This is a genomic window from Streptomyces sp. NPDC051578 (genome assembly GCF_044454045.1).
GTDB lineage: Bacteria > Actinomycetota > Actinomycetes > Streptomycetales > Streptomycetaceae > Streptomyces.
In genome coordinates this window covers 906,185-930,412 of record NZ_JBITDH010000001.1, presented here as the reverse complement: position 1 = coordinate 930,412, position 24,228 = coordinate 906,185, and the positions used below count along the sequence as shown (strand labels likewise).

Sequence of the window (24,228 nt, the reverse complement as noted above, 5' to 3'; positions counted from 1 at the left end):
ACTTCGGGCGGTTCCCGGTTCACCGGGAACCGCCCGAAGTGTTTTCCGGCCTCAGGTCCGCCCCTCCCCGGTTCACAGCGTGAGCGACAGCAGCAGCGGCGCGGCCTTCCGGTTCAGCGCGTCCGCTGCGGCCCGCAGCCGGTGCGCGTGCTCGACCGGCATCGACAGGGCCAGGCAGCCGACGGAGGCCCCGGCGGTGATCGGCACCGCCGCGCAGACCGTGCCGACGGCGTACTCCTGGAGGTCGAGCACCGGGACGGTGGCCGGCTGGCTGTCGAGCTTCGAGAACAGGATCCGCTCGTTCACGATCGTCTTCGACGTGAGCCGGGCGATCTTGTGCCGGGCCAGGTGGTCGCGGCGGCCGTTCTGGTCGAGCTGGGTGAGCAGGCACTTGCCGACCGCGCTGGCGTGCGCCGCGGAGCGGAAGTCGACCCACTCGTGCACCTTCGGGGTGCGCGGGCTGTCCGCGAACTGCGTGATGCGGACCTCGCCGTCCACGTACCGGCTGATGTAGACCGCCGCGCCGACCGAGTCCCGCAGCCGGTCCAGGGTCTCTTGGAGCTTCTCCTGCAGCGCCTGTTTCCGGTCGCTCCCCGAGCCGAGCAGGACCAGTGAGTCCCCTATGGCGTAGGCGCCGTCGGACACCTGCAGGACGTATCCCTCCCGGCGCAGCATGAGGAGCATGGGCGCGAGATGGGCCGCGGGCAGGCCGGTCTCACGCCCGATCTGTGCGTCCGTCACGCCACCGGTGTGGCGCGCGATCGTTTCGAGTACGCGAAGCGCGTACTGCACCGAGTGGAACGGCGCGGTCGGCTCGGGCTTCAGCGCCACGGTTTCCCCCTACCAGGTTGTTACCGCTTGCCCTACCACGATAGCCATCAAGCGGCCCATCCGGAGCGCCTGTTGAGGAGATTGATGGCTCAATTAAGTCGCTTGTTCAGCAGGTATCCGAATGGCATATGCCCCTGGCAATGCCATCTTCCCGGTCTGCCGGGAATGCCCGGCCCCGGCCTACGGTTCGAATTCTTCGTACGGACGTGAAGGAGAGCGGCATGGGACGGGAGCGACGATGAGTGACGCCGGGGACGCAGGGGACACCGGGGCGGGCGCGGAGGCGGCCGAGGTCCCGAACGTGAGTACGGGGGCGGAGCTGGGCGCGCGAACGGGCGCAGGAGCGGAAGCCGGCGCAGCGTCCGGCGGGGCCGCCGCGGACTTCATGGCGCCCGCGGACTCCGTGGCGCCCGCGGACCCCGTCCGCGGGACGGCGCGGGGCCGGGCCCCGGTGCCGCTGTCGGTGCTGGACCTCGTCACCGTCGGGTCGGGTGGCAGCGCGCAAGAGTCCCTGCGCACCAGCGTGGCGATCTCCCGGCTGGCGGAGTCCCGCGGCTACCACCGCCACTGGGTCGCCGAGCACCACTCCATGCCCGGGGTGGCCAGCTCCTCGCCGGCGGTCATCCTCGCCCACCTCGCCGCCCACACCTCCCGGATCCGGCTCGGGTCGGGCGGAGTCATGCTGCCCAACCATGCTCCGCTGGCGGTCGCCGAGCAGTTCGGGACCCTGGAGGCCTTCGCCCCGGGCCGGATCGACCTCGGCCTCGGCCGCGCCCCGGGGACCGACCCCGGTACGGCGGCCGCGCTGCGCGGGCCCGCGCGGGCGGAGGAGGCGCACGACGAGTTCCCGCGCCGCCTCGGGGAGCTGATCCGCTTCCTCGACGACAACTTCCCCGACGGGCACCCCTACGCCCGGGTCCATGCCGTCCCCGGTCCCGTCCAGGGTCCCGTCGGGCGGCCCCCGGTGTGGCTGCTCGGCTCGTCCGGGTTCAGCGCGCGCCTCGCCGGCGAGCTGGGCCTGCCCTTCGCGTACGCCCACCACTTCTCGGCGGCCGGGACGCTGCCCGCGCTCGACCTGTACCGGCAGAGCTTCCGCCCCTCGGCGGTGCTGGACGCCCCGTACGCCGTCATCGGGGTCTCCGCGCTGGCCGCCGACACCGAGGAGCAGGCGCGGGCCCAGGTGCTCACGGGCGCACTGGCCATGCTGCGGCTGCGCTCCGGCCGGCCCGGTCTGGTCCCGACGCCGGAGGAGGCGGCCGCGTACCCGTTCTCGCCGCCGGAGCGCGAGTTCGTGGACGGCTGGCTGGCGAACATCGTCCACGGCACGCCCGACGAGGTCCGTTCCGGGCTCGACGCGCTGGTCGCGCGGACGGGGGCGGACGAGCTGATGCTGACGGCCAACGCCCATGGCGGAGCGGCCCGGTTGCGCTCGTACGCCCTCGTAGCAGATGCGTACGGGATGCCCATGGAGGGCTCGCTTCCGGCTTGAGCCGACAAGAACGGGGTTCGGCTGGTTCGTTGCCGAAACCTTGCCGGAGCGTGGCTTAGGGAAGTCTTAAACCGCTCGTCACCGGGGTGGCGGGCGGTTCTTCGTGGGCGCCCAGCTCTCTGACGAGCGGGTTTGGTCGCCAAGTGGTCTAGTCCTTGTTTGGTCCAAACCATTGACTGGGGCGCGGAGTGATCGCTATCACTTCTCTCACCCGAAGCTGACGCATCCCCTCCCACCCCCACGGAGTCAGTTCATGCACATCCGTAAACCCCTCATCGCGGCCGCCGCCACGGCCGCGCTGGCAGCCGGAGCGCTGGCCGCCTTCGCGGGACTCGGCACCGCGCAGGCCGCGGGCACCGCCACCACCACCGCGGCGGCCGCGGGCAACGTCAAGATCGCCTACTACGACCAGTGGAGCGTGTACGGGAACGCCTTCTACCCCAAGCAGCTCGACACCCGCGGCATAGCGGGCAAGTTGGACGTCATCAACTACTCGTTCGGCAACATCCACCCCACCGATCTCACCTGCTTCGAAGCCAACAAGGCGGCGGGCGACGACGGCAACGCCAGTGCCGGCGACGGCGCGGGCGACTCCTACGCCGACTACCAGAAGTCGTTCGGCGCGGCGGACAGCGTCAGCGGGGTCGCCGACAAGTGGGACCAGCCGATCGTGGGCGTCTTCAACCAGTTCAAGCAGCTCAAGGCGAAGTACCCCCACCTCAAGATCAACATCTCGATCGGCGGCTGGACGTACTCGAAGTACTTCAGCGACGCGGCGAAGACCGACGCCTCGCGCAAGAAGCTCGTCTCCTCCTGCATCGACCAGTACATCAAGGGCAACCTGCCGCTCGAAGGCGGTTACGGAGGCCCGGGCAGCGCGGCCGGCATCTTCGACGGCATCGACATCGACTGGGAGTACCCCGGCTCGGCGGGCGGCCACCTCGGCAACCACTACGCCCCCGAGGACAAGCAGAACTTCACCCTGCTGCTCAAGGAGTTCCGTACCCAGCTCGACGCCTACGGCCAGGCCAACGGCGGCAAGAAGTACCTGCTGACCTCGGCGCTCCCGGCAGGCCAGGACAAGATCAAGTACATCGAGACGGACAAGATCGGCGCGTACCTCGACTACGCGAACATCATGACCTACGACATGCACGGCGCCTGGGACGGCGACGGGCCGACGTACCACCAGTCCCCGCTCTACCCCTCGGCGGCCGACCCGACCGACCCGATCGCACCGGGCACCGAGAAGTACAGCATCAAGAACGCCATCGACTCCTGGCTCGACGGCAACCCGGCCTACGGCATCGCGGGCGGGTTCCCCGCCGGCAAGCTGACGCTCGGCTACGAGTTCTACTACCGCGGCTGGAAGGGCGTCCCCGCCGGGACCACCAACGGCCTCGCCCAGACGGCGACCGGTCCGTCCGCCGCCCGGCCCACCAGCCAGCAGGCGGGCATCGCCAACTACAAGGAGCTCGGCGGCATCGTCGACAACCCGGCGGTCACCTTCTGGGACGACCAGGCGAAGGCCTCGTACTTCTACAAGGACGGCGAGTTCTTCACCGGCCTCAACCAGCGGTCCGTACAGGCCCGGGTCGACTACGGCAAGCAGCGCGGCCTGGCCGGCGCGATGATGTACTCGCTGCTCGGCCTGGACGACAAGGCCACGCTGCTGAACCAGATCTCCACCGCCCTCGGCGGCTCCACCCAGCCCCCGACGACTCCGCCCACCACGCCCCCGACCACCCCGCCGACCACTCCGCCCACGACGCCGCCGACCACGGGCTGCGGCTCGACCCCGGCGTACGTCGCGGGCACGGTCTACACCGGTGGTCAGGAGGTCTCCTACAACGGCCGCAAGTACAAGGCCCAGTGGTGGACGCAGAACGAGACCCCGGGCACCACGGGTGAGTGGGGTGTCTGGAAGGACCTCGGCGCCTGCTGATCCCCCCACCCCGCGCCGAGCGGCCCTGCGCCCCGACCCCAGCCAGGGGTGCGGGGCGCAGGCGTGCGCGGGACACTCCTCAGGGCCCGGTTTCCTGCGGGCGGGTGCCGATCATCTCCGCGATGCGTTCCGGGGCCACCGCGCGGGAGTAGAGCCAGCCCTGGCCGGTGTCACAGCCCACGCGGCGCAGCCGGGCCGCCTGGCCGGCCGTCTCCACGCACTCCGCCGTCACCGTCAGGCCCAGCCGGTGCGCCAGCTGCACCAGCGCCTCCACGATGGTCTCGTCGGCCGGGTTGGGGTGGGCGCCCTCCTCGTAGCGGAAGCCGCGCACGAAGGAGCCGTCCAGCTTGAGCACCGACACCGGCAGCCGGCTGAGGTAGGCGAGGTTGGAGTACCCGGTGCCGAAGTCGTCGATGGCGATCCGTACGCCCATGTCGCTCAGCGCCTGGAGGGCCTGCAGGGGCCGTCCCGCCGAACCCATGACCGCCGACTCCGTCAGCTCCAGCTGGAGCAGCTGCGGCGCCAGGCCCGTCTCGGCGAGGATCTCCGCGACGTCACCCACCAGGTCGGAGTCCCACACCTGCCGCACCGCGACGTTGACCGACACGAACACCGGTGCGTCGCTGGGCTGCTCGATCTGCCAGCGCCGCGCCTGCCGGCAGGCGGTCCGCAGCACCCACCGGCCCAGCTGGACGATGGAGCCGTCCTCTTCTGCAATTCCGATGAACCGATTCGGCGTCAACGTCCCGAACTGCGGGTGGTTCCAGCGCACCAGCGCCTCCACCCCGCGCACCGCTCCGCTCTCCAGGTCCACCAGCGGCTGGTACTCCAGCGCGAACTCGCCCCGTTCCACGGCCGGGCGCAGCGTGGACGAGAGTGCCTGCCGGGTCATGCGGTGCGCGTTGCGCTCCGGGTCGAACAGGGTCCAGCGGGCCTTGCCGTCCGCCTTCGCCCAGTACAGGGTCGTGTCCGCGGCCTGCATCAGGCCGGTCGCCGAGGTCCCGGCGGCGGCCCGTTCCACCACGCCGATCGACGCCGACACCGACAGCCGCTGCCCGGCGAGGTCGAACGGCTCCTGTACGGCCGCCAGTACGCTGCGCGCCAGTTCCGATAGCTGCTCGGTGCCGGTGGAGTCCTCGACCAGCAGGGCGAACTCGTCGCCGCCGAGCCGTGCGACCAGGTGCCCGCTGGTGCGCCCGTAGCCGGACTGGTCGGCGCACTGGGTCAGTCGGGCCGCGACCGCGGTCAGCAGCCGGTCGCCGACGCGGTGGCCGAGGGTGTCGTTGACGGCCTTGAAGCCGTCGAGGTCCAGGTAGCACAGGCCGATCCGGCCCGTGCCGCCGTCCTCGTACGAGGCGGCCTCCAGGGCGGCGGAGAGCCGCTCGAAGAACAGCGCCCGGTTGGGCAGCCGGGTCACGGGGTCGTGCATCTGGAGATGGCGCAGCCGGGCCTGGAGGTCGCGCCGGTCGCTGATGTCGGCAACGGACAGCAGGACGTCCCGGGTTCCGGGCACGGGCCCCAGCGTCACCTCGGTCCACAGCGAGTGCCCGTCGGGGTGCTTGAGCCGGCGGGTGCAGCGCAGCCGCGCCTGGCGCCCGCGGAGCACCTCCTGGTAGGCCTGCCAGGTGCGGGCCTCCGCCGCGAGGTCGACCAGTTCCGCCGCGGCCCGCTCGACGAGTTCGTGCGGGTCGGCGCCCAGGAGCGCGGCCAGGGCCTGGTTGGCGGCGACGACGTAGCCCTCGCGGTCGACCACGGCCATCGCGAGGTGGGCCGCGTCGAAGGCGGCCCGGAAGTCGCGTGCTCCCGGCGCGGACCGGGCGGGCGACGTCGGCATCGACGGAACCTCCGGCTCGCTCGACATGCCCGGCAGGGCCGGCACTGCTGGGTGACGCTCCGTAATGGCCGATCGGATGCGGTCGGCCGCCGAACCGGTCCCCTCTGAGGTTCCGCTCACCGTTGGCTCCCGCATTGCTCGTGAGTGTCCCGTGCAGGAAAGTGTGCCGATCATAGAGGCTGCCGGACGGCCCTATCCAGCGGCGTCGCCGGGTGGAGGGACGGACTTCGGCGGGATGACGCCGTGATGACGGTCCGTCGGCCTGACCTCGGTTGATCGTTTCTGCGCAGCTGTGAGCGCGCGGAGCCCGTCATTGATCTCAGGTGACCGCTCGTGACGGTCCGTAGGGAGACACGTGAAGTCCGGGGGTCACCGAGTTGCCCTAGTGCTCACTCATGTGGGGCACCGGAACAGGGCATAAGTAAGACAATCGCCTCAAGGTGGACGAGATGGAATGAATCCACCACCGGAGGTCGATGTGCCGCCCCAGCAGACACCCGGGGGAGTGGACCATCCCGGCATCCGAAGTGCCGCGGCGGTTCTCACCTCCATGGCGGCGGTCGCCGCCATGTCGCTCGTCGCCACCCCGGCGGCAGCCGCGTCCGGCGCCGGCCCCTGCGCCCTGACCCGTACGGCCGCCCACCACTCCCTCGGCCTGGACACCTGGAACCGCGCCTACCCCAAACCGGTGCGCACCCTGAACGCGGTCATGGTCTTCCTCTCCTTCCCCGACCACCGCACCGCCGTCACCCCCGACCAGCTGACCGGCGACTACTTCCCCGCCACCAGCGACTTCTTCGAGCGCGCCTCCTATGGCCGCTTCCGGCTCGTCCCGCACCCGCAGAAGCAGTGGATCGCGATGCCCAGGCCGTCCACCGCGTACGGGATACGGCGCGACTGGGCGCCCGAGGCCCGCGCGGCCTACCTGCGCGACGCGGTCGCCGCCGCCGACCCCGCGGTGGACTTCAGCCGGTACGACGTCGTGTACTTCGTCGCCGACCCCAACGCGCCCGGGGTGGACTCGGACGCCACCAAGGTCGTCAACTTCGACCGGCCCCTCGTCGCCGACGGTACGGAGCTGCGCCGGATCGTCACCGTCTTCGAGCGGCACCCGCCGGACCGCAACGTCCTGGCGCACGAGACCGGACACGTCTTCGACCTGCCCGACCTCTACCACCGGCCGACGGACGGCAAGGGCGACTGGGACACGTACGTCGGGGACTGGGACGTCATGGGCAGCCAGTTCGGGATGGCCCCGGACCTGTTCGCCTGGCACAAGTGGAAGCTGGGCTGGCTCGACGCCTCCCAGGTGGACTGCGTGCCGTCGGGAACCTCCCTGCACACCCTCCAGCCGATCGCCGAGGGCGTCCCGAGGGGCGGCTCCGGCGGGACCCGGCTCGCGGTGGTGCGCACCGGCCCGGGCAGCGCCATCGCCGTCGAGGCCCGCGGCTCCGCCGGCAACGACGGGGACACCTGCACCGAGGGCGTGCTGGTCTACCGCGTCCGCAACGAGGCGGCCTCGGGCGGCGGCCCGATCGAGGTGCTGGACGGCCACCCGCACTCGGAGGCCTGCTGGGACCGCTCGGTCTACCCGCCGTTGGCTGACGCCCCACTGGAAGTGGGCGAGGCGTTCACGGTGCCGGGGGAACGGATCCGGATCGAGGTGGCGGACCGGACCCCCTCGGGCGCCTACACGGTCAAGATCACGACGTAGCGGCACGGGCGTGGCCGTCCGGGCACACGAAGAAGGCCCCCACTCGCGTGGGGGCCTTCTTCCGTCTGTGCGCCGCCAGGGACTCGAACCCCGGACCCGCTGATTAAGAGTCAGCTGCTCTAACCAACTGAGCTAGCGGCGCCTGCTGACGTCGTAGACATTAGCATCCCGATCGGCGGAACGAAAAATCGATACCTGCAGGCGGGCGGCGTGCAGGAACGCCCACAGCAGCGTGTCGGGCCCCGGCAGCCTGGGGCGCCGGGAGTCCGGGGCGACCAGCCAGCGCGAGGGGCCGGGCGCTTCGACGAGCGGCGGGACGGTGACGGCGTCGCCCGGGCCGTGACAGATCGGGGCCGCCGTGTCGGCACCCCACTCTTCCCAGGCGAGCAGGGCGGGCAGCCGATGGGCCGTGCCGGGGGCGGCGAAGAGCAGCAGCCGGCCCCGGTGCACGGCGGCCGGCCCGCAGCCGGGGCCCTCGGCCCAGAGCAGGTCGAGCATCCGCCGGCCGAGCACGAGCGAAACGTTGACGACGTCGAACGCGACCCCGCAGGGCAGCACCGCCGGGGTGGCGGGCCGCTCCTCCCACACCGCGAGCGCCCCGCGCGGGTGGGTGCACGCCGAGGTGAGCCAGGCGGCTCCCTCGTGGGTGACCCGGGTGGCGGGCGCGGGGCGGACTTCGAGGGCGGGGCAGCCGGTCAAGGTCGTCATGACCCAGGTCTACCGCCGGTAGTGGGGCAACTCCCCGGAGTTACCGAAATCCGGGACAGGACAGGGCCGCCCGGAGTATGGTGCGCGCCGCATATGCCAGATGCCCCGGACGGCAGGCCTACGCCTCGTCCGGACCGCCGCCGCGCCGGAGGCTCTCACCGAACTCGATCATCTTGACGGCGTAGTCCTCGGTCCACTCCGCCCGTTCCGCGATCTCGGAGGCGGGCAGCCGGTCGAACCGCCGCGGGTCCGCCAGCTGGGCCGCCGCCAGTGCCTGGAACTCGACGGCCCGGTCCTGGGCCGCCCGGAAGGCCAGCGTCAGCTCGGTGGCGCGGGTCAGCAGCTCCCGCGGGTCCTCTATCGACTCCAGGTCGAAGAAGTGCTCGGGGTCCGAGGCCGCCTCCGAGGGCTCGAAGAGCAGCGGCGCGGGCCGCAGCCTCCGCTCGGTCCGCTCGGGCTCTGCCATGCCTGTCCTCCTGTGTGCTGCGCGCGAATCCTTCCGGGCCACCCTCCATTGTCCAACGTCCCGCAAGGGCGCACTCGCGCCCGCGCGCCTCAGGCGGAGACGGGCTCCGACGCCAGCGCCGCGACCTCGTCCAGCATCCCGGTCAGCTCGTCGGCCAGACCCTCGGGGGCCTGGAAGCCCTCCGGGCCGACCAAGGCGTTGATGCCGGGAACGGCCACCCGGCGCTCGGTGGGGAGCATGCCGAGGCGGGTCAGGACCGGCAGCAGCATCTCGGCGGCCGGGGCGCCGCCCGTGGGGCCGGCGCTGTAGCTGAGCAGGGCGACCGGCTTGCCGCGCCACTCGTCGTAGAGGAAGTCGATGGCGTTCTTGAAGGGCGCGGTGAAGCCGCCGTTGTACATCGGCATGACGAACACGAACGCGTCGGCGGAGCCCACGAGGGCGCTCCACTCCAGGGTGTGCGCGTTGGTGTAGACACCGCTGGAGGCGTACTCGGGCTCGTCGAGGAAGGGCAGGGCGATCTCGGCCAGGTCGACGGAGGTGACCTCGAAGCCGCCGTGTGCGCGGGCCCGTTCACCGACCCACGCGGCGAGCGGGCGGCCCGAGGAGGTGGGGCGGGTGGCGGCGGAGATGACGTGCAGGCGGGTCATGTGCGGTGGACTCCCGTAGGGCGTGGGTGCTGTGTCCGCCCCAGTCTGGTCGTCGCCGCGCCCTGCGGGAAGCCGCACCCGGGCGGTATGTCAACCCCCGCCCCGACAGGGCCCGTCGGGGCCCCGTCCGGGCACGCGGGCAACGGCTCAGGGCCGCCAGGGGATGCGGTGGTCGGACCAGAAGTCCCAGGTGGACATCATCGCCTCCCAGCCGTCGGGGAACTTGACCGTCACGCCCAGCTGGACCGGCTCCGTCGACGGGTGGTCGTCCAGCAGGGCCGCGACGCCCGCGCGGGCCACGATCACGCAGGCGTGCCGGTGCCGGGACGCCAGAACGCACAAGCGGCCCGTCTCCAGGTGGAAGGCCGTGGCGTCGGGGCGGCCCGACAGGGGGTGCAGGACCACGGTCAGGTCGTACTCGCGGCCCTGGAGGCGGTTCGCGGTGTCCACGGTGACGCCCGTGACGCCGAGGCCGGCCAGGGCCGTACGGACGGCGGCCGCCTGGTCACGGTGGGCGGTGCCCACGGCGATCCGGTCCGCCGTCAGCGGGGCCGGGCCGCCGGGGTGCTCGTCCTGCGTCACCGCTCCCCGGTCCAGCGCCCGGCGGACCACCAGCGCCACCGCCGCGACCGCCTCCGGATCCGTGCGCGGGGTGTGGCGCGCGGGCAGCTCCAGCAGGCCCCAGCCCGACTCGGCGGCCTCGTCCAGCACCCGGTCCGGGCCGGACCCGTCGGAGGCGACCCCGTACGACAGCCGCCGCTCGCCCGGGCCCGTACCGCTGCGGAACCGGCTGTACGGGTAGAAGGCGCGCGAGACCAGCGGGGCCGCCGACGCCGGGAGCCGCCACGACACCGGCAGCCGGTGCTGCGGCAGCCCGGGGTTGTGCGCCAGCAGGGTGGACACCGCCGACGCCGAAGGATCGTAGGACAGCCCCGCCCACTGCTCGGCGCCGACCACGCTGAACGGGTCCAACTGCCCCGGGTCGCCCACGAACAGCGCCCGCTCGAACAGCCCGGCCACGGCCAGCAGCGCGTCGGAGCGCATCTGGTAGGCCTCGTCCACGATGGCGTGCTCCCACGGCTCGGCGTCCTTCACGTACGCCCACTTCGCCGCCGTGGAGACGGTGACCGGCAGCTCCGCGAGGTCCCCCGGCTTGGCCGAGAGGGTGACCGAGGGCAGCTCGCGCAGTGCGGGGTCGTAGGCGTCGCCCTCACTGCTGTGCAGCCGGCCGACCTTCAACCCCGGGTCCTTCTCGTGCAGCCGCAGCACCAGGTCGTCCACCTGGGCGTTGGTCTGCGCGACCACCATCAGCCGGCGCCCCGCGGCGGCGAGTTCCCGGGCGGCCCGCACCACCAGCGTGGACTTCCCGGCCCCGGGCGGGGAGTCGACGACGACACCCCGGTCGGGGCCGTGCAGCGTGTCGTGCAGGATGGCGGCGGTCGCCTGGGCGGCCGCGGCCCCCGGGTCGAAGGCTGTCAAAGGATGTCTCCGTCGGTGACGGGGTCGGGGAGGGGCAGCGCGGCGGTCGCCGATCCGGGCGGGCCGCCGTGGGTCCAGGGGGTGTGCTCCGGGTCCGGCAGCTTGGGGCCGCCGCGCGCGTCGTGCTCGAACAGCGTCCAGCAGAGCCGGTCGCCCTTCTCGGGCACCGTGCCCGGCGCCGGTTCCCGGCCCGAGCCCATCTTGTCGAGCAGCCGCAGCATGATCCCCCCGGCCCCTTCGAAGCGTACGAACTCGGCTGCCTGCGGGCGTCCGTCCAGTGACCGGAACACCTTCCCGCCGCCCCCGTCGGCCAGTTGCGGCCGGTCCTCGGTGACCACCGTCACCAGCGGCCTCGGGCGCGGGCGCGCCGATTCGCTCCACTCCATGACCACTTCGGTGACCTCGCCGGCGAACGCCTCGCCCGCCAGGCGCCGCCCCGCCATCACCAGGGGGTCGTCCAGCGCCTCCTGGGCGTCGAGCCGCACCTGCTCCGTCTCCCGCGTGGCCAGCTTCTGCGCGGCCGTCACCGCGTCGTCGCGGCGCGGCTGCGGCGGCTCACCCGCCCGTACGCGGTCGCGGTGGGCGGTGTACGACCAGCGGTCGCGGGTCCAGCGTTCCCCGGTCCGCTCCCCGGCGGGCAGGGCGCGCAGCAGGTCCAGCGAGCGCCACACCGCGTCCCAGGTCGGCCGCAGCTGCCCGCCGACCAGCTCGCGCAGCGTGCGCTCGGCGCGGTCGGCGGCGTCCGGGTCACCGGCGGCGCGCGCGGCGTCGTAGCGGGCCATCGCGGGGGCCAGCAGCTTGTTGTCGAAGGCCGGGTCGGTGGCGGGCCCGGCGGGCGGGACCAGCAGGAGCCCGTCCCGGTCGCGGGCCAGCTCCGCGCGAAGGGCGGCCTCCGCGCCGCTCTCCGGGCCGTCCTCACCGCCCGGAGGGGCGATCCAGGCCAGCAGGGCGCCCAGGTGCTGGTCCTCGACGCTGCTCTGCCCCGTCGCCCAGTGCCGGGCCAGCAGCTCGGTGGCCGACAGCAGGAGGGCGGAGCCCGGCACCCGGGAGCGTTCGGCGAGGTGCGTGAACCAACGCCCCAGCAGCGGCACCTGGGTGGGCACCGGATACGGGTTCTCGGGATCCTCCTCCGCGGTGCGCCGGAACCGCATCGACCGCCCGAGGAGCCGCACGTACTCCACGCCCGCCCGGCTCGGCACGATCAGCTGCGGCGCGTCCACGCACAGCTCGGTCTCCACCTTGACCCGCTTGCCGGTCGCGGGGTCGGTCTCGGTGCGTTCGGCCGGCTCGACGGCATCGGCGTACGCCTCGATGTACGGCATCACCTGCCGCGCGAGTTCCGCCAGGAACTCCCAGCGCAGGTCCCGGTCCCGGGGCTGCGGTATGACCAGCAGGCACGGGTCGTCCCGGTCGGTGCCGACGAGCGCGCCGAGCGGCGCCCCGGCCTCGCCGGAGGTCGTCAGCGGTACGAAGACCAGCGGGCGCCCGCTCAGGTGCCGGTGCCGTACGGTCGCCAGGGCCCGGGCCCGGCCCGAGCGGACGGCCTCCAGCCGGGCGAGGGTGTTCAGCAGGGACATGCGGAGTCCTCCGACGGGGTGCGGGCGGGCGCGAGCGCCAGGGCCTCGGCCCGCAGCCGGGCGGCCTGGCGCAGCGCGGCCGCGGTCGGGTCCTCGGCGGGCCCGGCTCCGGCGGCGGCCGCCAGCGCCTCCCCGACGGTGCCCAGGCCGCCCAGCTCGGCCCGCAGCGACCGGCCCAGCGCCCCCACCTCGTCGGCGGCGCGGGCCCGCTGCCGGCAGTGGAAGGCCAGCTCGCAGGCGGCCAGGCACTCGGGGGCGTAGGCCGCGGGCACCGCCGAGACGGCCCGGTCCAGCTCCTCGGCCGGGCGCGCGGGATCGAAGCTCAGACCCTCGGGCAGCAGGGCGGTCAGTTCCTCGACCCGGGTCAGCCGCTCCAGCTGGCGCCGGGTGACGGAGCGCTCCCGGCGGACGTCGACGGGCGCGGCGGTGGGCAGGTTGGAGAAGTCCTTCGGGCAGACCAGCAGCACCTCGTGGCCCACGGTGGCCCCGGGCAGCTTCCCAGCGGTGTCCTCCAGGGCCAGTACGTACACGGCCGCCTGCCGGGCGGCGGCGCCGACCTTCGCCGGGTCGGCGCTCCCGTCGATCATCGGGAACGACTTGATCTCCACCACCGTCCAGCGGCCGTCGGGGTGTACCACGACGGCGTCCGGCTCCAGGTACGCGGGGGAGCCCGCCACCTCCAGGGCCAGCATCGGGTGGTCCAGCAGCGTCCAGGCGCCGGCGGCGGTCGCCTCGCGCAGCGCGAGGGCGGTGCGGGCGGCGCGTCCCTGCGGTCCGGCGGCGGTGAGGTCGGGGACGGGGGCGGCCGGTCCGGGCGGCTCGGCCCCGGCGCCGAGGTGTTCGTGGACCAGGCGCAGCAGCTCCGCCCCGCCGTCGCCCTTGACCTTGGCCTCGAAGGAGTTGCCCCGGACGATGGCGAACTGCGACTGCCCGAAGGCGGAGGGCGAGCCGAGGGCCGTGGCGAGGGCGGTCTTGTCCACGCCGGCGCCGTCGAGCAGGGCCCGTCTGCCGCAGCCGGGGTTGGCGGCGAGGGCGGCGAGCGCGCGGGCGTCGAGCGGACGGGGCGGCACGGCGGGGCCGCGCAGGTCGGCGAGCCGCTGCCGCAGGGGGGTCATCTGCGGTGTCGTCTGCGGAGGGACGCTGTGCGGGTAGGAGCTCACGGGCGGAAGTGTCCCATCCGCCACTGACAATCGTGGCCCTACGGCAGAAATCCGGCTGCGTCGGTGTGGGCGGGGTGCCGGGATGCGGCCGGTGGGGGCATGGTGCGGCCGGGGTGCCGGGACGCCCGGCGAGGTGGTCCGTCACCGCGTCGGGGATGATGGACGGGCGCGACGGGCGCATCCGTACCGATACGTCCTTGTGTCCATCGGTATGTCCATCCACCCCGACCGGGAGAAACGCACATGGCCCCCCGCATCCTGCTGGCCCGCCACGGCCAGACGGCGTGGTCCCGGCTCGGCAAGCACACCGGACGCACGGACGTGCCGCTGCTGGAGGAGGGCCGGCGGGGCGCGAAGCTGCTCGGCGAGCGGCTGGCCGGGGACCCGTGGTCGGGCCTGCGCGGTCTGGAGGTGCGCACGAGCCCGCTGGTCCGGGCCAGCGAGAGCTGCGACCTCGCGGGCTTCGGGGTGCGGGCCGAGGCGTGGGACACGCTGATGGAGTGGGACTACGGCGACTACGAGGGCATGACCCCGGCCGAGATCCAGGCGGTCCGGCCGGGCTGGCTCATCTGGCGCGACGGGGCGCCGGGCGGCGAATCCGTCGCCGATGTCGCGGCCCGCGCGGACGAGGTCGTCGCCTGGGCCCGGTCGGCCGAGCGGGACGTCCTCGTCTTCGCGCACGGCCACATCCTGCGCACCCTCGCCGCCCGCTGGCTCGGCTTCGAGGCCTCCTTCGGCGCCCGCATCCGCCTCGACCCCACCTCCCTGTCGGTCCTGGGCTGGGCCTACGGCACCCCGGCACTGGAACGCTGGAACGACACGGGGCACCTCGACGGCTGAGCCGCCTCCCCGGCAGGGCGCCGGCAAGTTCCCTGTGTCATACCGCTGTTGCGGGCCGGCTGCGAAGATCGGCGCATGACGATCACTTCCGTGGTGCTGCGGCGCCGAGTGGACGACCTCGAACAGGCCCTGCCCTTCTACGAGAAGCTGACGGGCGAGACGCCGGCCCGGTTCGCCTTCGCCGGGCTGGAGCTGGCGAGCGTCGGACCGTTCCTGCTGTTCGCGGGGCCGCCGGAGGTCGCGGCGCGGTTCGCCGGGGTCTCGGCCACCCTCGCCGTCGCCGACCTCGACGCGGTCGTGGCGGCCGGGGTGGGGGCCGGGGCGGAGCTGATCGGGGCGCCGGCGGACACACCCAACGGGCGCCGGGCCGTCCTGCGCCACCCCGACGGGGAGGTGTACGAGTATGTCGGCGCCTGACCCGGCGCCTGACCCGGCGCCTGACCCGGCGCCTGACCCGGCGCCTGACCCGGCGGCGTCAGAGCGCCGCCCGGCGGGACAGGAAGGCGGCCACGTGCGGGGAGCGCTGGTGGGGGAGCAGGGCGCGGGCCGTCGTCGCGAGCATGGAGCTGATCCGCGTCGACTGCACCGCGGCGAGCAGGTCCAGCACCCGGCCCCCCGCCCAGGCGGCCTCGTCGGGCGCCCCCGCGTTGGCGAGGTCACCGGCGAGTTCGGCGGTGTAGAAGGCCACGTTCCGGGCGAAGTGCGGGTCCTGGAGGTCCGCCGCGCGCCGGGCGTGCCGGGCCGCTCGCGCGTGTTCCCCGAGCGCCGCCCAGCAGCGGGACTCCAGGGACTCCAGTTCGGCCTCGCCGAAGAAGGTCATCCACTCCGGGTCGGCGGCCGCCTCGCCCCGCGCGAACTCGGTGTGCGCCCGTGTCAGCGCCTCCTCGCAGGACTTCCGGTCGCCCAGCCCCGCCCAGCCGCCCGCCTCCCGCAGCGAGAGGAGCGCGAGCAGCCGCGGGGAGCCCAGTGAACGCGCGGCGCGGAAGCCGGCCTGGGCGGCCCGTACCGACTCGCGGGCCCGCCCGCAGTCCCGGGCCAGGAACGCCATGTTGCTGAACGCGTGTGCCTCCAGGGCCGGGTTGCCCGCCACCCGGGCCGTGGCGAGGGCCTCCGCGTAGTGTGAGCGGGCGTCCTCGAAGCGGCCCGAGTCGTGGGCCAGCCAGCCCACCGAGACGGCCAGTTCCCCGGCGCCCGCGTGCAGCCGGTCCTCGGTCGACTGGCGGGTGGCCCCCGCGTCGAGCAACGCGTAGGCGGCGCGCAGCGGTTCGGCCGCCCGCCGGTACAGGGCGTCGGCGCCGTGCCGGTCGTCCAGGAGCCGGATCTGGCGTACGGCGTCCTCGACGGCGGCGGCCTCCGCCGCCCCCGCCCGGGACGGTGGCCGGCGCGAGTCGCCGAGCAGCGGGGTGAGGCCGAGCGTCGCGGCCGCCACGGTCGCGGAGCCGCCGGCCATGAACGCGCGACGCAGCACGTCACTCTCCTTGGAACGGGGGGCGGGGTGGGAGGGGGCGGGCGGCGCGGCCAGGGCGCGCCGCCCCGAACGGCCGCGCACCGACTCGCGCGGGAAGAACCCGAGATCCGCCGTCGTGCGGCCGGGGAACATGTGCAGGAACACCCGCTCGTAGGCGTAGTTGGGGCAGCGGATCTCCCCGGATTCGACCCGGCCGATGTAACGGGCGTCGCAGGAAACCGTTTCGCCGATCTCGCGTGCCGCGCGGCGCACCAATGCCGCGAACTCTGCGGGGGAGTGGGCGCCGCGCAGCCGCCGGAAGGCGGTATTGGGTGAGTGGGGGGACGCCGCCATGGACGTGGCCTCTCTGGACTTCGGGCTTTGTACACACTGGTGCCCGGCGGGCACGAACGTACCGCCGCTGGAAGACCGTTCATGCGATGTTTGCCTACAAAACGGATATCTCACCCGTGATCTGCCATGAACTGCCATCCTTTGCGGCAACGTTGCGCCGCACCCGTTGACGTTCCGCCGCGTTGAACCCATGCGGAGTGGCTCGTACGCGGATCGAGGAGGGGTTCCCTTGATGGAGGGCGGCATGGAGAGCACTGGAACGAACACCGCGCCCCGGCCGGGCGCGTCCCTGACCGCCGGTGCGTTCGCGACCGCGGGCGGACCGGCCGGTGCGCCCGACCTGGTGACCGTACCCACCCGTCAGGGTCTGGAGGCGGTCGACATCATCCGCCGGGCCACCGGCCACGCCGCCCCCGGGGTCGGGCCCGTCCTGCACGACGGCTCCGGCGACACCCTGGGCTTCCTCGTCCCGCCCGGCACCGCCGACGCCTGGGACCTTCCGGGCAGTGCCTGTACGCACACCAACGGGCGCGGCGTGCGCTTCGGTGACCTCGTCGGCGGTGACCTCCCCGGCGACCCCGACGTCGCCCCGCCGGCAGCCGGGGCCACGGCCTGGCTGCTGCCACCGGAGGCGGTGGGGCCGGTCACCGACCCGGTCGTGCTGCGCGCCGCGCTCGGCGAGGCCGCCCGGCTCATCGAGGCGGCGGACAACTGCCGCTGAGGGCCTGACCAGCCAAGACGCCCCCCGGGGCTGGCCCGCCCGGCATACTGGGGCCATGGCTGGCAAGAGCAAGGGCAAACGGCGCGGGGCCGACGAGGCGGTCGTCGGGCAGGTGGACGGCGGCCGCGCGGAGCTGGCACCCGACCGGGAGCGCGCCCGGGCGTGGACCCTGCTGATCGACGGGGCCCCGCAGTCGCACGTCGACCTGGCCGACCCCCTCCACCTCGACTTCGCCTACCAGCGGCGCATCGGCCACCTCATCGACCTCGCCGCACCCGCCCGCCGCCCCCTGAACGTGGTGCACCTGGGCGGCGGGGCCCTGACCCTGGCCCGCTACACCGCCGCGAGCCGCCCCCGCTCCACCCAGCAGGTGGTGGAGATCGACGCCGCCCTGGTGGCCTTCGTACGGGAACACCTGCCGCTGGACCCCCAGACGCGGGTCCGCATCCGGGCGGTGGACGCGCGGGCCGGGCTGGCCAAGGTGCCCGACGGCTGGGCTGACCTGGTCATCGCGGACGTGTTCAGCGGCTCCCGCACCCCCGCGCACCTGACCAGCACCGAGTTCCTGGACGACGTACGCCGGGCCCTGGCGCCCACCGGGTGGTACGTGGCGAACCTGACGGACGGTCCGCCGCTGACCCACCTGCGGGGCCAGATCGCCACCGCCGCCTCCCGCTTCGCCGAACTGGCCGTCGCGGCCGACCCGGTGGTGTGGCGGGGCAAACGTTTCGGCAACGCGGTCCTCGTGGCCGCCGACCGGGAGCTCCCGGTGGCGGAGTTCACTCGCCGGGTCGCGAGCGACCCCCACCCGGGCCGGGTGGAACACGGCCGCCCCCTCGCGGACTTCGCCGGCGGCGCCGCCCCCGTGGCGGACGCCTCGGCCGTCCCCTCCCCGCAGCCCCCGCCGTCGGTGTTCCAGTAGGCCCTGTCGGGCGGCCCGGAGCCCGCGCGGCCCCGGCTCCCCGGCCGGGGCGTCGGCCTGCCGCGGATCAGGGAGCGGCGGCGGCCTCGCGGAGGCGGCCCTTGTCCGGCTTCCCGCGGTCGGTCAGGGGGAGGGCCGTGAGCCAGAAGACGGCCGTGGGGCCGTGGGCGGGGGACAGGGCGGCCGTCGCCAGCGCGCAGGCGGAGGCGGCGGTCTCCTCGCTCGGGGCGTGGCCCGGGGCCGGGACGAGGAAGGCGCAGAGTTGTTCGCCGGTGACCGGGTGCGGGCGGCCGACCACCGCCGCCTCGGACACCGCGGGGTGGCGGGTCAGGGCCGCCTCGACGGGGCCGCAGTAGATGTTCTCCCCGTCCACCATCACCACGTCCTTGACCCGGTCGTCGAGGTACAGGTAGCCGTCCGCGTCGAAGTGGCCGAGGTCGCCCGTGCGCAGCCAGCCGTCGTGCAGTACCCCGGCCGTCAGCCCGGGCTGCTTCCAGTAGCCGGCCATCACCGTGGCGGAGCGCACCCACACCTCGCCGGTGGCCCCGGCCGTCGCGCGGACCTGCACCTCCACCCCGGGCGCGGGCCGCCCGACCGAGCCCAGCAGGGCGGGGCGCCCGGCGCGTGCCGCGTCGTGGTCGGCCTCCGAGAGGCGGCAGACGACCCCGGCCTCGTTCATCCCGTACCCCTGGCGCCAGCGCACGCCCGGACCCCAGCGGGTCAGGGCCTGCCGCAGCCGTTCGGGGGCGATGGGGGAATCCCCGTACGAGACGCGCTCCAGCCCGGGCACGCCGCCCGCGGTCACCGGGTCGTCCAGCAGCCGGTACACCATGGAGGTCGTCAGGTACGTGGACACGGGCCCCAGCCGCCGGCACGCGGCGGCGAACTCCCGCGGGACGAACGGGCCGTCCAGGATCTGCGACCGGCCGCCCGCCCGCAGCTGCTCCAGGCAGCGGCCCCCCGAACGCTGGGCCAGCGAGGTCACCGACAGGTACACCGTCTCCGCGCTGCGGGCGGCGTCGCGGGCCGCCATCGCGGCGAACGTGGACGCGACGCCCTTGGGCCGGCCCGTCGTGCCGCCCGTGTACGTCACCCGGGCCACGTCCCCCTCGCGCGCCTGCACGGGCACCGGCCGCGCCTCGCGGGCGGCGGCCCGCTCCAGCAGCGCCGCCAGGGTGACCCGCGCGGCCCCGGTCTGCGGCACCGGGATGTCGTGGACCACCAGGACGGGCTCGCAGTCCCGCAGGAGGAAGTCCAGGCCGTGGGTGGCGGGACCCACGCTCACCTGCGTCAGCCGCGCCCCCAGCAGGTGTGCGGCCAGCCGCACCAGCAGCGCCTCGTGCCGGTTCCCGGCCGTCACACAGGCCAGTCCGGCCCCGCGCCGCACGCCGAGCCCCTCCAGGGCGCCCGCCAGCCGGTACGTCCACGCAAGCACGTCGTGGTACGTCAGCAGTACCGGACCGGCGCCGATCGCGGGGCCGGCGCCGTGCCGCTCGCACGCCGCCACCAGCTCCGTGACGTACCGCGCTCCAGCGCCCATGCCCAGCTCCCGCCTCGCCCCTGGTGAACGTACCCCTACCGGTCGTCGACCTGCACGCGCGGCGCCTCGTTGTACCAGGTGCAGAACACCGACACCTCGCGGCCGTCCAGGGTGAAGGTGACGCGGATCCAGTAGTCCTGCTTCCACACCTGCATGCGCCAGCCGCCCGCCGGGGTCGCGGAGACCAGCTCGGCCGAGGAGGGGCCGAGGTCGAAGACCACCCGGCCGCCGTCGACCGTGTACCCCTTCACGTCCCCCAGCTCCTCGTCCCCGGCCACCCGGCGGGGCGGCGGCGAGGACTTCGGCTTCCCGGCGGGCGGCGGGGGCGGCACCGGAGCGGACTGCGACGCGGACGCCGATGCGGACGGCGAGGGGGACGCGGGCGCGGGCGTCGCCGTGTCCGGCGGCGGGGCCAAGGACTCCTGCGAACCCTGCGCGGAGGGGCCCGGCGGCAGCGCGGCCAGCGGAACGGCGCGCGGGGGATCGTAGGCCGTTCCGGACATGACGGTGTGGACGCCCCACCACGACAGCGTCACCGCTGCCCCCGTGGCGAGCGTCCAGGCGAACGCGTGCAGAAGTCCCCGGTGCATCGGGGCACATACTGCACCACTCGTCCCAAGCGTGGACCGACACCCCGCCCGGTCGCCCGGATGGACTACGGTGCCGCCATGGCAAGTGTGCTCGTGGTCGAGGACGACCAGTTCGTACGTTCCGCCCTCATCCGGCACCTGAGCGACGCCTCCCACGCCGTGCGCAGCGTCGGCACCGCCCTGGAGGCGCTGCGCGAAGTCGCCCACCACCGCTTCGACGTGGTCATCCTCGACCTGGGCCTGCCCGACCTCGACGGGTCCGAGGCGCTCAAGATGCTGCGCGGCATCACCGACGTACCGGTCATCATCGCGACCGCCCGGGACGACGAGGCGGAGATAGTGCGCCTGCTCAACGACGGCGCCGACGACTACCTCACCAAACCCTTCTCGGTGGAGCACCTCTCCGCCCGGATGGCCGCCGTGCTGCGCCGCTCCCGCGCCGCGGGGGCCGAACCGCCCTCGCGCGTCCTGCGGGTGGGTGGTCTCGCCATCGACCCGCTGCGCCGCCAGGCCGAGCTGGACGGGGCGGTACTGGACCTGACCCGCCGGGAGTTCGACCTGCTGGCCTTCCTCGCCGGACGTCCCGGTGTCGTCGTCGCCCGGCGCGAACTGCTCGCCGAGGTGTGGCAGCAGGCGTACGGGGACGACCAGACCATCGACGTCCACCTGTCCTGGCTGCGCCGCAAGCTGGGCGAGACCGCCGCGAACCCCCGCTACCTGCACACGCTGCGCGGGGTCGGGGTGAAGCTGGAGCCCCCGCGGTGAGGCGGCGGCCGTGAGGTGGGCGCTGGTCAAGGTGTGCCTGGCCGTCACCGCGATGGTGGTCATCGCCTTCGCGGTGCCGCTCGGGCTGGTGGTCCGGGAGATGGCCAGCGACCGGGCGTTCTCCAACGCCGAGCGGCAGGCGGCGAGCATGGCGCCGACCCTGTCCATCACCACCGACCCCGTGCAGCTGCGCAAGGCGGTCGAGTCCACGCAGATGGGCGCCGCCCAGCGGATGGCCGTCCACGTCCCGCAGATCGGCGACCGGCTGGCCGTCGACATCGGCGCGGGATGGGCGGGCCCGCACGCCGTGGAGGAGACCCGGCGGATGGGCCGGGCCACGACCGCCACGGTGCGAGGCGGTGGTTCGGCGCTGCTCCAGCCGACCGCGCTCGGCTCCGGAGACATCGCGGTGATCGAGATCTACGTGCCGGAGCGCGAGGTCAGCAACGGGGTCACCACCGCCTGGCTGGTCCTCGCCGGGGTCGGGCTCGCGCTGATCGTGGGCTCGGTGGCGGTCGCGGACCGGCTCGGCGCCCGCCTGGTCCGGCCGGCGGAGCGGCTCGCGGACGCCGCGCACCGGCTGGGGCAGGGGCGGCTCGGGGTGCGGGTGCCGGAGCAGGGGCCGAAGGAACTGCGGTCGGCGGCCGTCGCGTTCAACGCGATGGCGGACCGCGTGGTGGAACTCCTGGCCAACGAGCGGGAACTGGCCGCCGACCTCTCGCACCGGCTGCGCACCCCGCTGACGGTGCTGCGGCTCAACGCGGCCTCCCTCGGGGACGGCCCGGCCGCCGAGCAGACCCGAGAGGCCGTGGAGCAGCTGGAGCGGGAGGTCGACACGATCATCCGTACCGCCCGTGAGCAGCGCCCCCCGGCCGTCGCCGGCGGCCCGGGCGCGGGCTGCGACGCCTCGGAGGTCATCCGGGACCGGATGGCGTTCTGGTCGGCGCTCGCGGAGGACGAGGGCCGCGAGGTCCGCCTCGCCGGGGTGGACCGGCCGGTACGGATCCCGGTGGCCCGGCCCGAGCTGGCGGCGGCGCTGGACGCGCTGCTGGGCAACGTGTTCCGGCACACCCCCGAGGGCACCCCCTTCGCGGTGGACGTGCACGACGCGGGGGACGCCGTCATCGTCCTGGTCTCGGACGCGGGGTACGGGATCGCCGATCCGGAGGAGGCCCTGCGGCGCGGCAACGACGGCGGCCGGGACGGCTCCACGGGGCTCGGACTGGACATCGTGCGCCGGGTCGCGGAGTCGACGGGCGGTGACGTCCGGCTGGGCCGCTCGGTGCTGGGCGGTACCGAGGTCCGGATGTGGATCGCCCTGGACGGCCGGACGCGGGGCGAGGACCGCCGCAGCCGCCGCAAGGGCCGCAGCACGCGGTAGCGGCACCCGGTGACGGCACCCGGTGACGGCATCCGGTGGTGGCGCCGCCCCGGACGGCGGCGGCCGGGTTGCCGCCCCCACCGGCCGCCCCGAGTGTGGCCGTGAAGGACCGACCAGCCACCACCACCGAAGGGGCCCCGATGCGCGTCATGCTCCGCGCCCACATGGACACCGCCGCCACCAACGAATCGATCAAGAGCGGCGCTCTCCCCCAGGCCATGCGCAAACTGCTGGAGATGCTCAAGCCCGAATCCGCCTACTTCGGCCTCTCCGAGGGCGTCCGCTCGTGCTGGATCGTGTTCGACATGCAGGACAGCTGGCAGCTCCCGGCGATCGGCGACGAGCTGTTCAGCCAGCTGGGCGCCGAGATCGAGGTCTGTCCCGTCATGACCACCGAGGAGCTGACCAAGGGCCTCCAGGCCATCGGGCGCTGAACCCGGGTCCCGCCGCCGCGCACGGGCGGCGGGACGCCCGCCCGCGCCGCACCGTTCAGTCGAGCCGGCCGCTGCGGGCCACACCCGCGTACCAGCGGGCGCTGGAGCGCGGGGTGCGCACCTGGGTCCCGTAGTCGACGTGGACGATGCCGAACCGCTTGCCGTACCCGTAGGCCCACTCGAAGTTGTCCATCAACGACCACAGGAAGTAGCCCTCGACCGGGGCGCCGTCCGCGATGGCCCGGTGGACCGCCGCGAGGTGCTCGCGCACGTACCGGATGCGCTGGGGGTCGTGCAGGTCGGGGGCGTAGGCGGCGCCGTTCTCGGTGACCAGCAGCGGCAGGCCCGGAGCCTCGCGGGCGAAGCGGGTCAGCAGCGCGTGCAGGCCGGTCGGGTCGACGGACCAGCCCATGTCGGTCAGTTCGCCCGGCGGCTGGTGGAAGGCGACCGAGTCCGCCCCCGGCCAGGGGGAGCGGCCGCCGGCGCCGTGGCCGTCCGCGCGGGGGGCGCCCGGGGCGGCGGACGCGGAGACCACCGCCGGGGTGTAGTAGTTGACCCCGAGGAAGCCCAGCGGCTGCCGGATCAGCGCCTCGTCGCCGGGCCGCACGAACGCCCAGTCCGTCACCGCGGCGGTGTCCTCCAGCAGGTCCTGCGGGTAGGCGCCGTGCAGCAGCGGCCCGGTGAAGATCCGGTTCGCCAGGGCGTCGATCCGGCGCGCCGCGTCCGCGTCGGCCGCCGAGCCGGTCAGCGGCCGCACCGCGCTCGGGTTGAGCGCTATGCCGGCTCTCGCGCAGGAGGGCAGGGCGGTCACCGCCAGGCCGTGGGCGAGGTTCAGGTGGTGCGCGGCCCGCAAGGAGTCGGCGGGACAGGTGCGGCCGGGGGCGTGGACCCCGGAGGCGTAGCCCAGGAAGGCGCTGCACCAGGGCTCGTTGAGCGTCGTCCACAGTCCGACCCGGTCCCCCAGCGCCCGCCCGACCTGCTCGGCGTAGGCCGCGAAGGCGTAGGCGGTCCCGCGCTCCGGCCAGCCGCCCGCGTCCTCCAGTTCCTGCGGCAGGTCCCAGTGGTAGAGGGTGGGGCAGGGCTGGATCCCGTGCGAGAGCAGCTCGTCCACGAGCGCGTCGTAGAAGCCGATCCCGCCTGAGCGCACCCGCGGCCACGACACCGAGAACCGGTAGGCGCCGAGGCCCAGTTCGGCCATCAGCGTCACGTCCTCGCGCCACAGCCGCAGGTGGTCCGCCGCCACGTCGCCGGTGTCACCGCCGCGGACCTTGCCCGGCGTGCGGCAGAACGTGTCCCAGATGCAGGGGCCGCGCAGCTCGGCGCCGCCCTCGATCTGGAACGCCGCCGTGGCCGCGCCCCACAAGAACCCCTCGGGGAACTCCAT

The 24,228-nt window shown here is 74.2% G+C and carries 22 protein-coding genes and 1 tRNA gene; 10 read left to right on the top strand and 13 right to left on the bottom strand.

The features are described from left to right. Window positions 1-72: 72 nt before the first annotated feature. The gene (locus ACIA6C_RS04155; protein WP_190182595.1) at window positions 73-831 is read right to left on the bottom strand and encodes an IclR family transcriptional regulator; all 759 of its coding nucleotides are present in this window, start codon (window positions 829-831) and stop codon (window positions 73-75) included. A 385-nt stretch (window positions 832-1,216) separates the two neighbouring features. On the opposite strand from ACIA6C_RS04155, the gene ACIA6C_RS04150 reads away from it, so the two are divergent. Further along, on the top strand, window positions 1,217-2,320 hold the full coding sequence (locus tag ACIA6C_RS04150; RefSeq protein ID WP_399274465.1) for an LLM class flavin-dependent oxidoreductase: 1,104 nt from the start codon (window positions 1,217-1,219) through the stop codon (window positions 2,318-2,320). 253 nt (window positions 2,321-2,573) lie between these two features. Beyond that, complete coding sequence (locus tag ACIA6C_RS04145; protein ID WP_399272782.1) at window positions 2,574-4,265, top strand: glycosyl hydrolase family 18 protein; 1,692 nt, start codon at window positions 2,574-2,576, stop codon at window positions 4,263-4,265. A gap of 79 nt (window positions 4,266-4,344) precedes the next feature. Here the strand turns inward: ACIA6C_RS04145 and ACIA6C_RS04140 are convergent, their stop codons facing one another. Beyond that, window positions 4,345-6,099, bottom strand: a complete 1,755-nt coding sequence (locus ACIA6C_RS04140; RefSeq protein ID WP_399272780.1) for a putative bifunctional diguanylate cyclase/phosphodiesterase — start codon at window positions 6,097-6,099, stop codon at window positions 4,345-4,347. A gap of 478 nt (window positions 6,100-6,577) precedes the next feature. Between ACIA6C_RS04140 and ACIA6C_RS04135 the strand changes: the two genes are divergently transcribed. Then, window positions 6,578-7,813, top strand: coding sequence for a M6 family metalloprotease domain-containing protein (locus ACIA6C_RS04135; RefSeq protein WP_366083098.1), 1,236 nt, complete (start codon window positions 6,578-6,580; stop codon window positions 7,811-7,813). A 68-nt stretch (window positions 7,814-7,881) separates the two neighbouring features. Here ACIA6C_RS04135 and ACIA6C_RS04130 read toward each other — a convergent pair. The 7 genes from ACIA6C_RS04130 to ACIA6C_RS04100 form a co-directional block, all read right to left on the bottom strand. Next, window positions 7,882-7,955 (bottom strand) — tRNA-Lys (locus ACIA6C_RS04130). Beyond that, window positions 7,946-8,521, bottom strand: a complete 576-nt coding sequence (locus tag ACIA6C_RS04125) for a bifunctional DNA primase/polymerase (protein WP_399272778.1) — start codon at window positions 8,519-8,521, stop codon at window positions 7,946-7,948. Before ACIA6C_RS04125 ends, ACIA6C_RS04130 begins: the two co-directional genes overlap by 10 nt. Before the next feature lie 118 nt (window positions 8,522-8,639). Then, window positions 8,640-8,987 carry a hypothetical protein gene (locus ACIA6C_RS04120; protein ID WP_366083370.1) on the bottom strand — a complete coding sequence of 116 codons (348 nt, stop codon included), beginning with the start codon at window positions 8,985-8,987 and terminating at the stop codon, window positions 8,640-8,642. A gap of 89 nt (window positions 8,988-9,076) precedes the next feature. Beyond that, complete coding sequence (locus ACIA6C_RS04115) at window positions 9,077-9,634, bottom strand: NAD(P)H-dependent oxidoreductase (RefSeq protein WP_361136668.1); 558 nt, start codon at window positions 9,632-9,634, stop codon at window positions 9,077-9,079. A 147-nt stretch (window positions 9,635-9,781) separates the two neighbouring features. After that, a complete protein-coding gene (locus ACIA6C_RS04110) occupies window positions 9,782-11,113 on the bottom strand; it encodes an AAA domain-containing protein (RefSeq protein ID WP_399272776.1) in 1,332 nt (443 codons plus the stop codon). After that, complete coding sequence (locus ACIA6C_RS04105) at window positions 11,110-12,690, bottom strand: hypothetical protein (protein ID WP_399272774.1); 1,581 nt, start codon at window positions 12,688-12,690, stop codon at window positions 11,110-11,112. The genes ACIA6C_RS04110 and ACIA6C_RS04105 overlap by 4 nt, the downstream gene beginning before the upstream one ends. Further along, complete coding sequence (locus ACIA6C_RS04100) at window positions 12,678-13,805, bottom strand: hypothetical protein (RefSeq protein WP_399274463.1); 1,128 nt, start codon at window positions 13,803-13,805, stop codon at window positions 12,678-12,680. Before ACIA6C_RS04100 ends, ACIA6C_RS04105 begins: the two co-directional genes overlap by 13 nt. A 288-nt stretch (window positions 13,806-14,093) precedes the next feature. Between ACIA6C_RS04100 and ACIA6C_RS04095 the strand changes: the two genes are divergently transcribed. Then, window positions 14,094-14,690, top strand: a complete 597-nt coding sequence (locus ACIA6C_RS04095; RefSeq protein ID WP_399272772.1) for a histidine phosphatase family protein — start codon at window positions 14,094-14,096, stop codon at window positions 14,688-14,690. A 75-nt stretch (window positions 14,691-14,765) separates the two neighbouring features. After that, on the top strand, window positions 14,766-15,107 hold the full coding sequence (locus tag ACIA6C_RS04090) for a VOC family protein (protein ID WP_361136678.1): 342 nt from the start codon (window positions 14,766-14,768) through the stop codon (window positions 15,105-15,107). A 58-nt stretch (window positions 15,108-15,165) separates the two neighbouring features. On the opposite strand, the gene ACIA6C_RS04085 is transcribed toward ACIA6C_RS04090, so the two are convergent. Further along, the gene (locus tag ACIA6C_RS04085; RefSeq protein WP_399272770.1) at window positions 15,166-16,491 is read right to left on the bottom strand and encodes a tetratricopeptide repeat protein; all 1,326 of its coding nucleotides are present in this window, start codon (window positions 16,489-16,491) and stop codon (window positions 15,166-15,168) included. Window positions 16,492-16,735: 244 nt separating this feature from the next. On the opposite strand from ACIA6C_RS04085, the gene ACIA6C_RS04080 reads away from it, so the two are divergent. Together ACIA6C_RS04080 and ACIA6C_RS04075 are read left to right on the top strand one after the other, a co-directional pair. Then, window positions 16,736-17,212, top strand: coding sequence for a hypothetical protein (locus ACIA6C_RS04080; protein WP_399272768.1), 477 nt, complete (start codon window positions 16,736-16,738; stop codon window positions 17,210-17,212). 55 nt (window positions 17,213-17,267) lie between these two features. After that, a complete protein-coding gene (locus ACIA6C_RS04075) occupies window positions 17,268-18,134 on the top strand; it encodes a spermidine synthase (protein WP_399272766.1) in 867 nt (288 codons plus the stop codon). 67 nt (window positions 18,135-18,201) lie between these two features. Here the strand turns inward: ACIA6C_RS04075 and ACIA6C_RS04070 are convergent, their stop codons facing one another. Together ACIA6C_RS04070 and ACIA6C_RS04065 are read right to left on the bottom strand one after the other, a co-directional pair. After that, window positions 18,202-19,674, bottom strand: a complete 1,473-nt coding sequence (locus ACIA6C_RS04070) for a class I adenylate-forming enzyme family protein (protein WP_399272764.1) — start codon at window positions 19,672-19,674, stop codon at window positions 18,202-18,204. A gap of 35 nt (window positions 19,675-19,709) precedes the next feature. Further along, a complete protein-coding gene (locus ACIA6C_RS04065) occupies window positions 19,710-20,264 on the bottom strand; it encodes a hypothetical protein (protein ID WP_399272762.1) in 555 nt (184 codons plus the stop codon). 78 nt (window positions 20,265-20,342) lie between these two features. Between ACIA6C_RS04065 and ACIA6C_RS04060 the strand changes: the two genes are divergently transcribed. From ACIA6C_RS04060 to ACIA6C_RS04050, 3 genes are all read left to right on the top strand, one after another. Continuing rightward, window positions 20,343-21,029, top strand: a complete 687-nt coding sequence (locus tag ACIA6C_RS04060) for a response regulator transcription factor (RefSeq protein WP_361136690.1) — start codon at window positions 20,343-20,345, stop codon at window positions 21,027-21,029. Window positions 21,030-21,039: 10 nt separating this feature from the next. Next, the gene (locus ACIA6C_RS04055; RefSeq protein WP_399272760.1) at window positions 21,040-22,410 is read left to right on the top strand and encodes a sensor histidine kinase; all 1,371 of its coding nucleotides are present in this window, start codon (window positions 21,040-21,042) and stop codon (window positions 22,408-22,410) included. 140 nt (window positions 22,411-22,550) lie between these two features. Then, window positions 22,551-22,844 carry a DUF3303 family protein gene (locus ACIA6C_RS04050; protein ID WP_361136694.1) on the top strand — a complete coding sequence of 98 codons (294 nt, stop codon included), beginning with the start codon at window positions 22,551-22,553 and terminating at the stop codon, window positions 22,842-22,844. A gap of 55 nt (window positions 22,845-22,899) precedes the next feature. Here the strand turns inward: ACIA6C_RS04050 and ACIA6C_RS04045 are convergent, their stop codons facing one another. Then, window positions 22,900-24,228 (bottom strand): GH1 family beta-glucosidase, encoded by a 1,329-nt coding sequence (locus tag ACIA6C_RS04045; protein ID WP_399272757.1) that lies wholly within the window; start codon window positions 24,226-24,228, stop codon window positions 22,900-22,902.

Bases quoted from the DNA above. Each gene is read 5' to 3' on its own strand.
- ACIA6C_RS04100 (WP_399274463.1), bottom strand. From the start codon at position 13,805: ATGACCCCCCTGCGGCAGCGGCTCGCCGACCTGCGCGGCCCCGCCGTG.
- ACIA6C_RS04095 (WP_399272772.1), top strand. From the start codon at position 14,094: ATGGCCCCCCGCATCCTGCTGGCCCGCCACGGCCAGACGGCGTGGTCC.
- ACIA6C_RS04090 (WP_361136678.1), top strand. From the start codon at position 14,766: ATGACGATCACTTCCGTGGTGCTGCGGCGCCGAGTGGACGACCTCGAA.
- ACIA6C_RS04080 (WP_399272768.1), top strand. From the start codon at position 16,736: ATGGAGAGCACTGGAACGAACACCGCGCCCCGGCCGGGCGCGTCCCTG.
- ACIA6C_RS04050 (WP_361136694.1), top strand. From the start codon at position 22,551: ATGCGCGTCATGCTCCGCGCCCACATGGACACCGCCGCCACCAACGAA.
- ACIA6C_RS04045 (WP_399272757.1), bottom strand. From the start codon at position 24,228: ATGGAGTTCCCCGAGGGGTTCTTGTGGGGCGCGGCCACGGCGGCGTTC.
- ACIA6C_RS04145 (WP_399272782.1), top strand. From the start codon at position 2,574: ATGCACATCCGTAAACCCCTCATCGCGGCCGCCGCCACGGCCGCGCTG.
- ACIA6C_RS04065 (WP_399272762.1), bottom strand. From the start codon at position 20,264: ATGCACCGGGGACTTCTGCACGCGTTCGCCTGGACGCTCGCCACGGGG.
- ACIA6C_RS04070 (WP_399272764.1), bottom strand. From the start codon at position 19,674: ATGGGCGCTGGAGCGCGGTACGTCACGGAGCTGGTGGCGGCGTGCGAG.
- ACIA6C_RS04060 (WP_361136690.1), top strand. From the start codon at position 20,343: ATGGCAAGTGTGCTCGTGGTCGAGGACGACCAGTTCGTACGTTCCGCC.
- ACIA6C_RS04140 (WP_399272780.1), bottom strand. From the start codon at position 6,099: ATGCCGACGTCGCCCGCCCGGTCCGCGCCGGGAGCACGCGACTTCCGG.
- ACIA6C_RS04085 (WP_399272770.1), bottom strand. From the start codon at position 16,491: ATGGCGGCGTCCCCCCACTCACCCAATACCGCCTTCCGGCGGCTGCGC.
- ACIA6C_RS04150 (WP_399274465.1), top strand. From the start codon at position 1,217: ATGGCGCCCGCGGACTCCGTGGCGCCCGCGGACCCCGTCCGCGGGACG.
- ACIA6C_RS04115 (WP_361136668.1), bottom strand. From the start codon at position 9,634: ATGACCCGCCTGCACGTCATCTCCGCCGCCACCCGCCCCACCTCCTCG.
- ACIA6C_RS04105 (WP_399272774.1), bottom strand. From the start codon at position 12,690: ATGTCCCTGCTGAACACCCTCGCCCGGCTGGAGGCCGTCCGCTCGGGC.
- ACIA6C_RS04125 (WP_399272778.1), bottom strand. From the start codon at position 8,521: ATGACGACCTTGACCGGCTGCCCCGCCCTCGAAGTCCGCCCCGCGCCC.
- ACIA6C_RS04120 (WP_366083370.1), bottom strand. From the start codon at position 8,987: ATGGCAGAGCCCGAGCGGACCGAGCGGAGGCTGCGGCCCGCGCCGCTG.
- ACIA6C_RS04075 (WP_399272766.1), top strand. From the start codon at position 17,268: ATGGCTGGCAAGAGCAAGGGCAAACGGCGCGGGGCCGACGAGGCGGTC.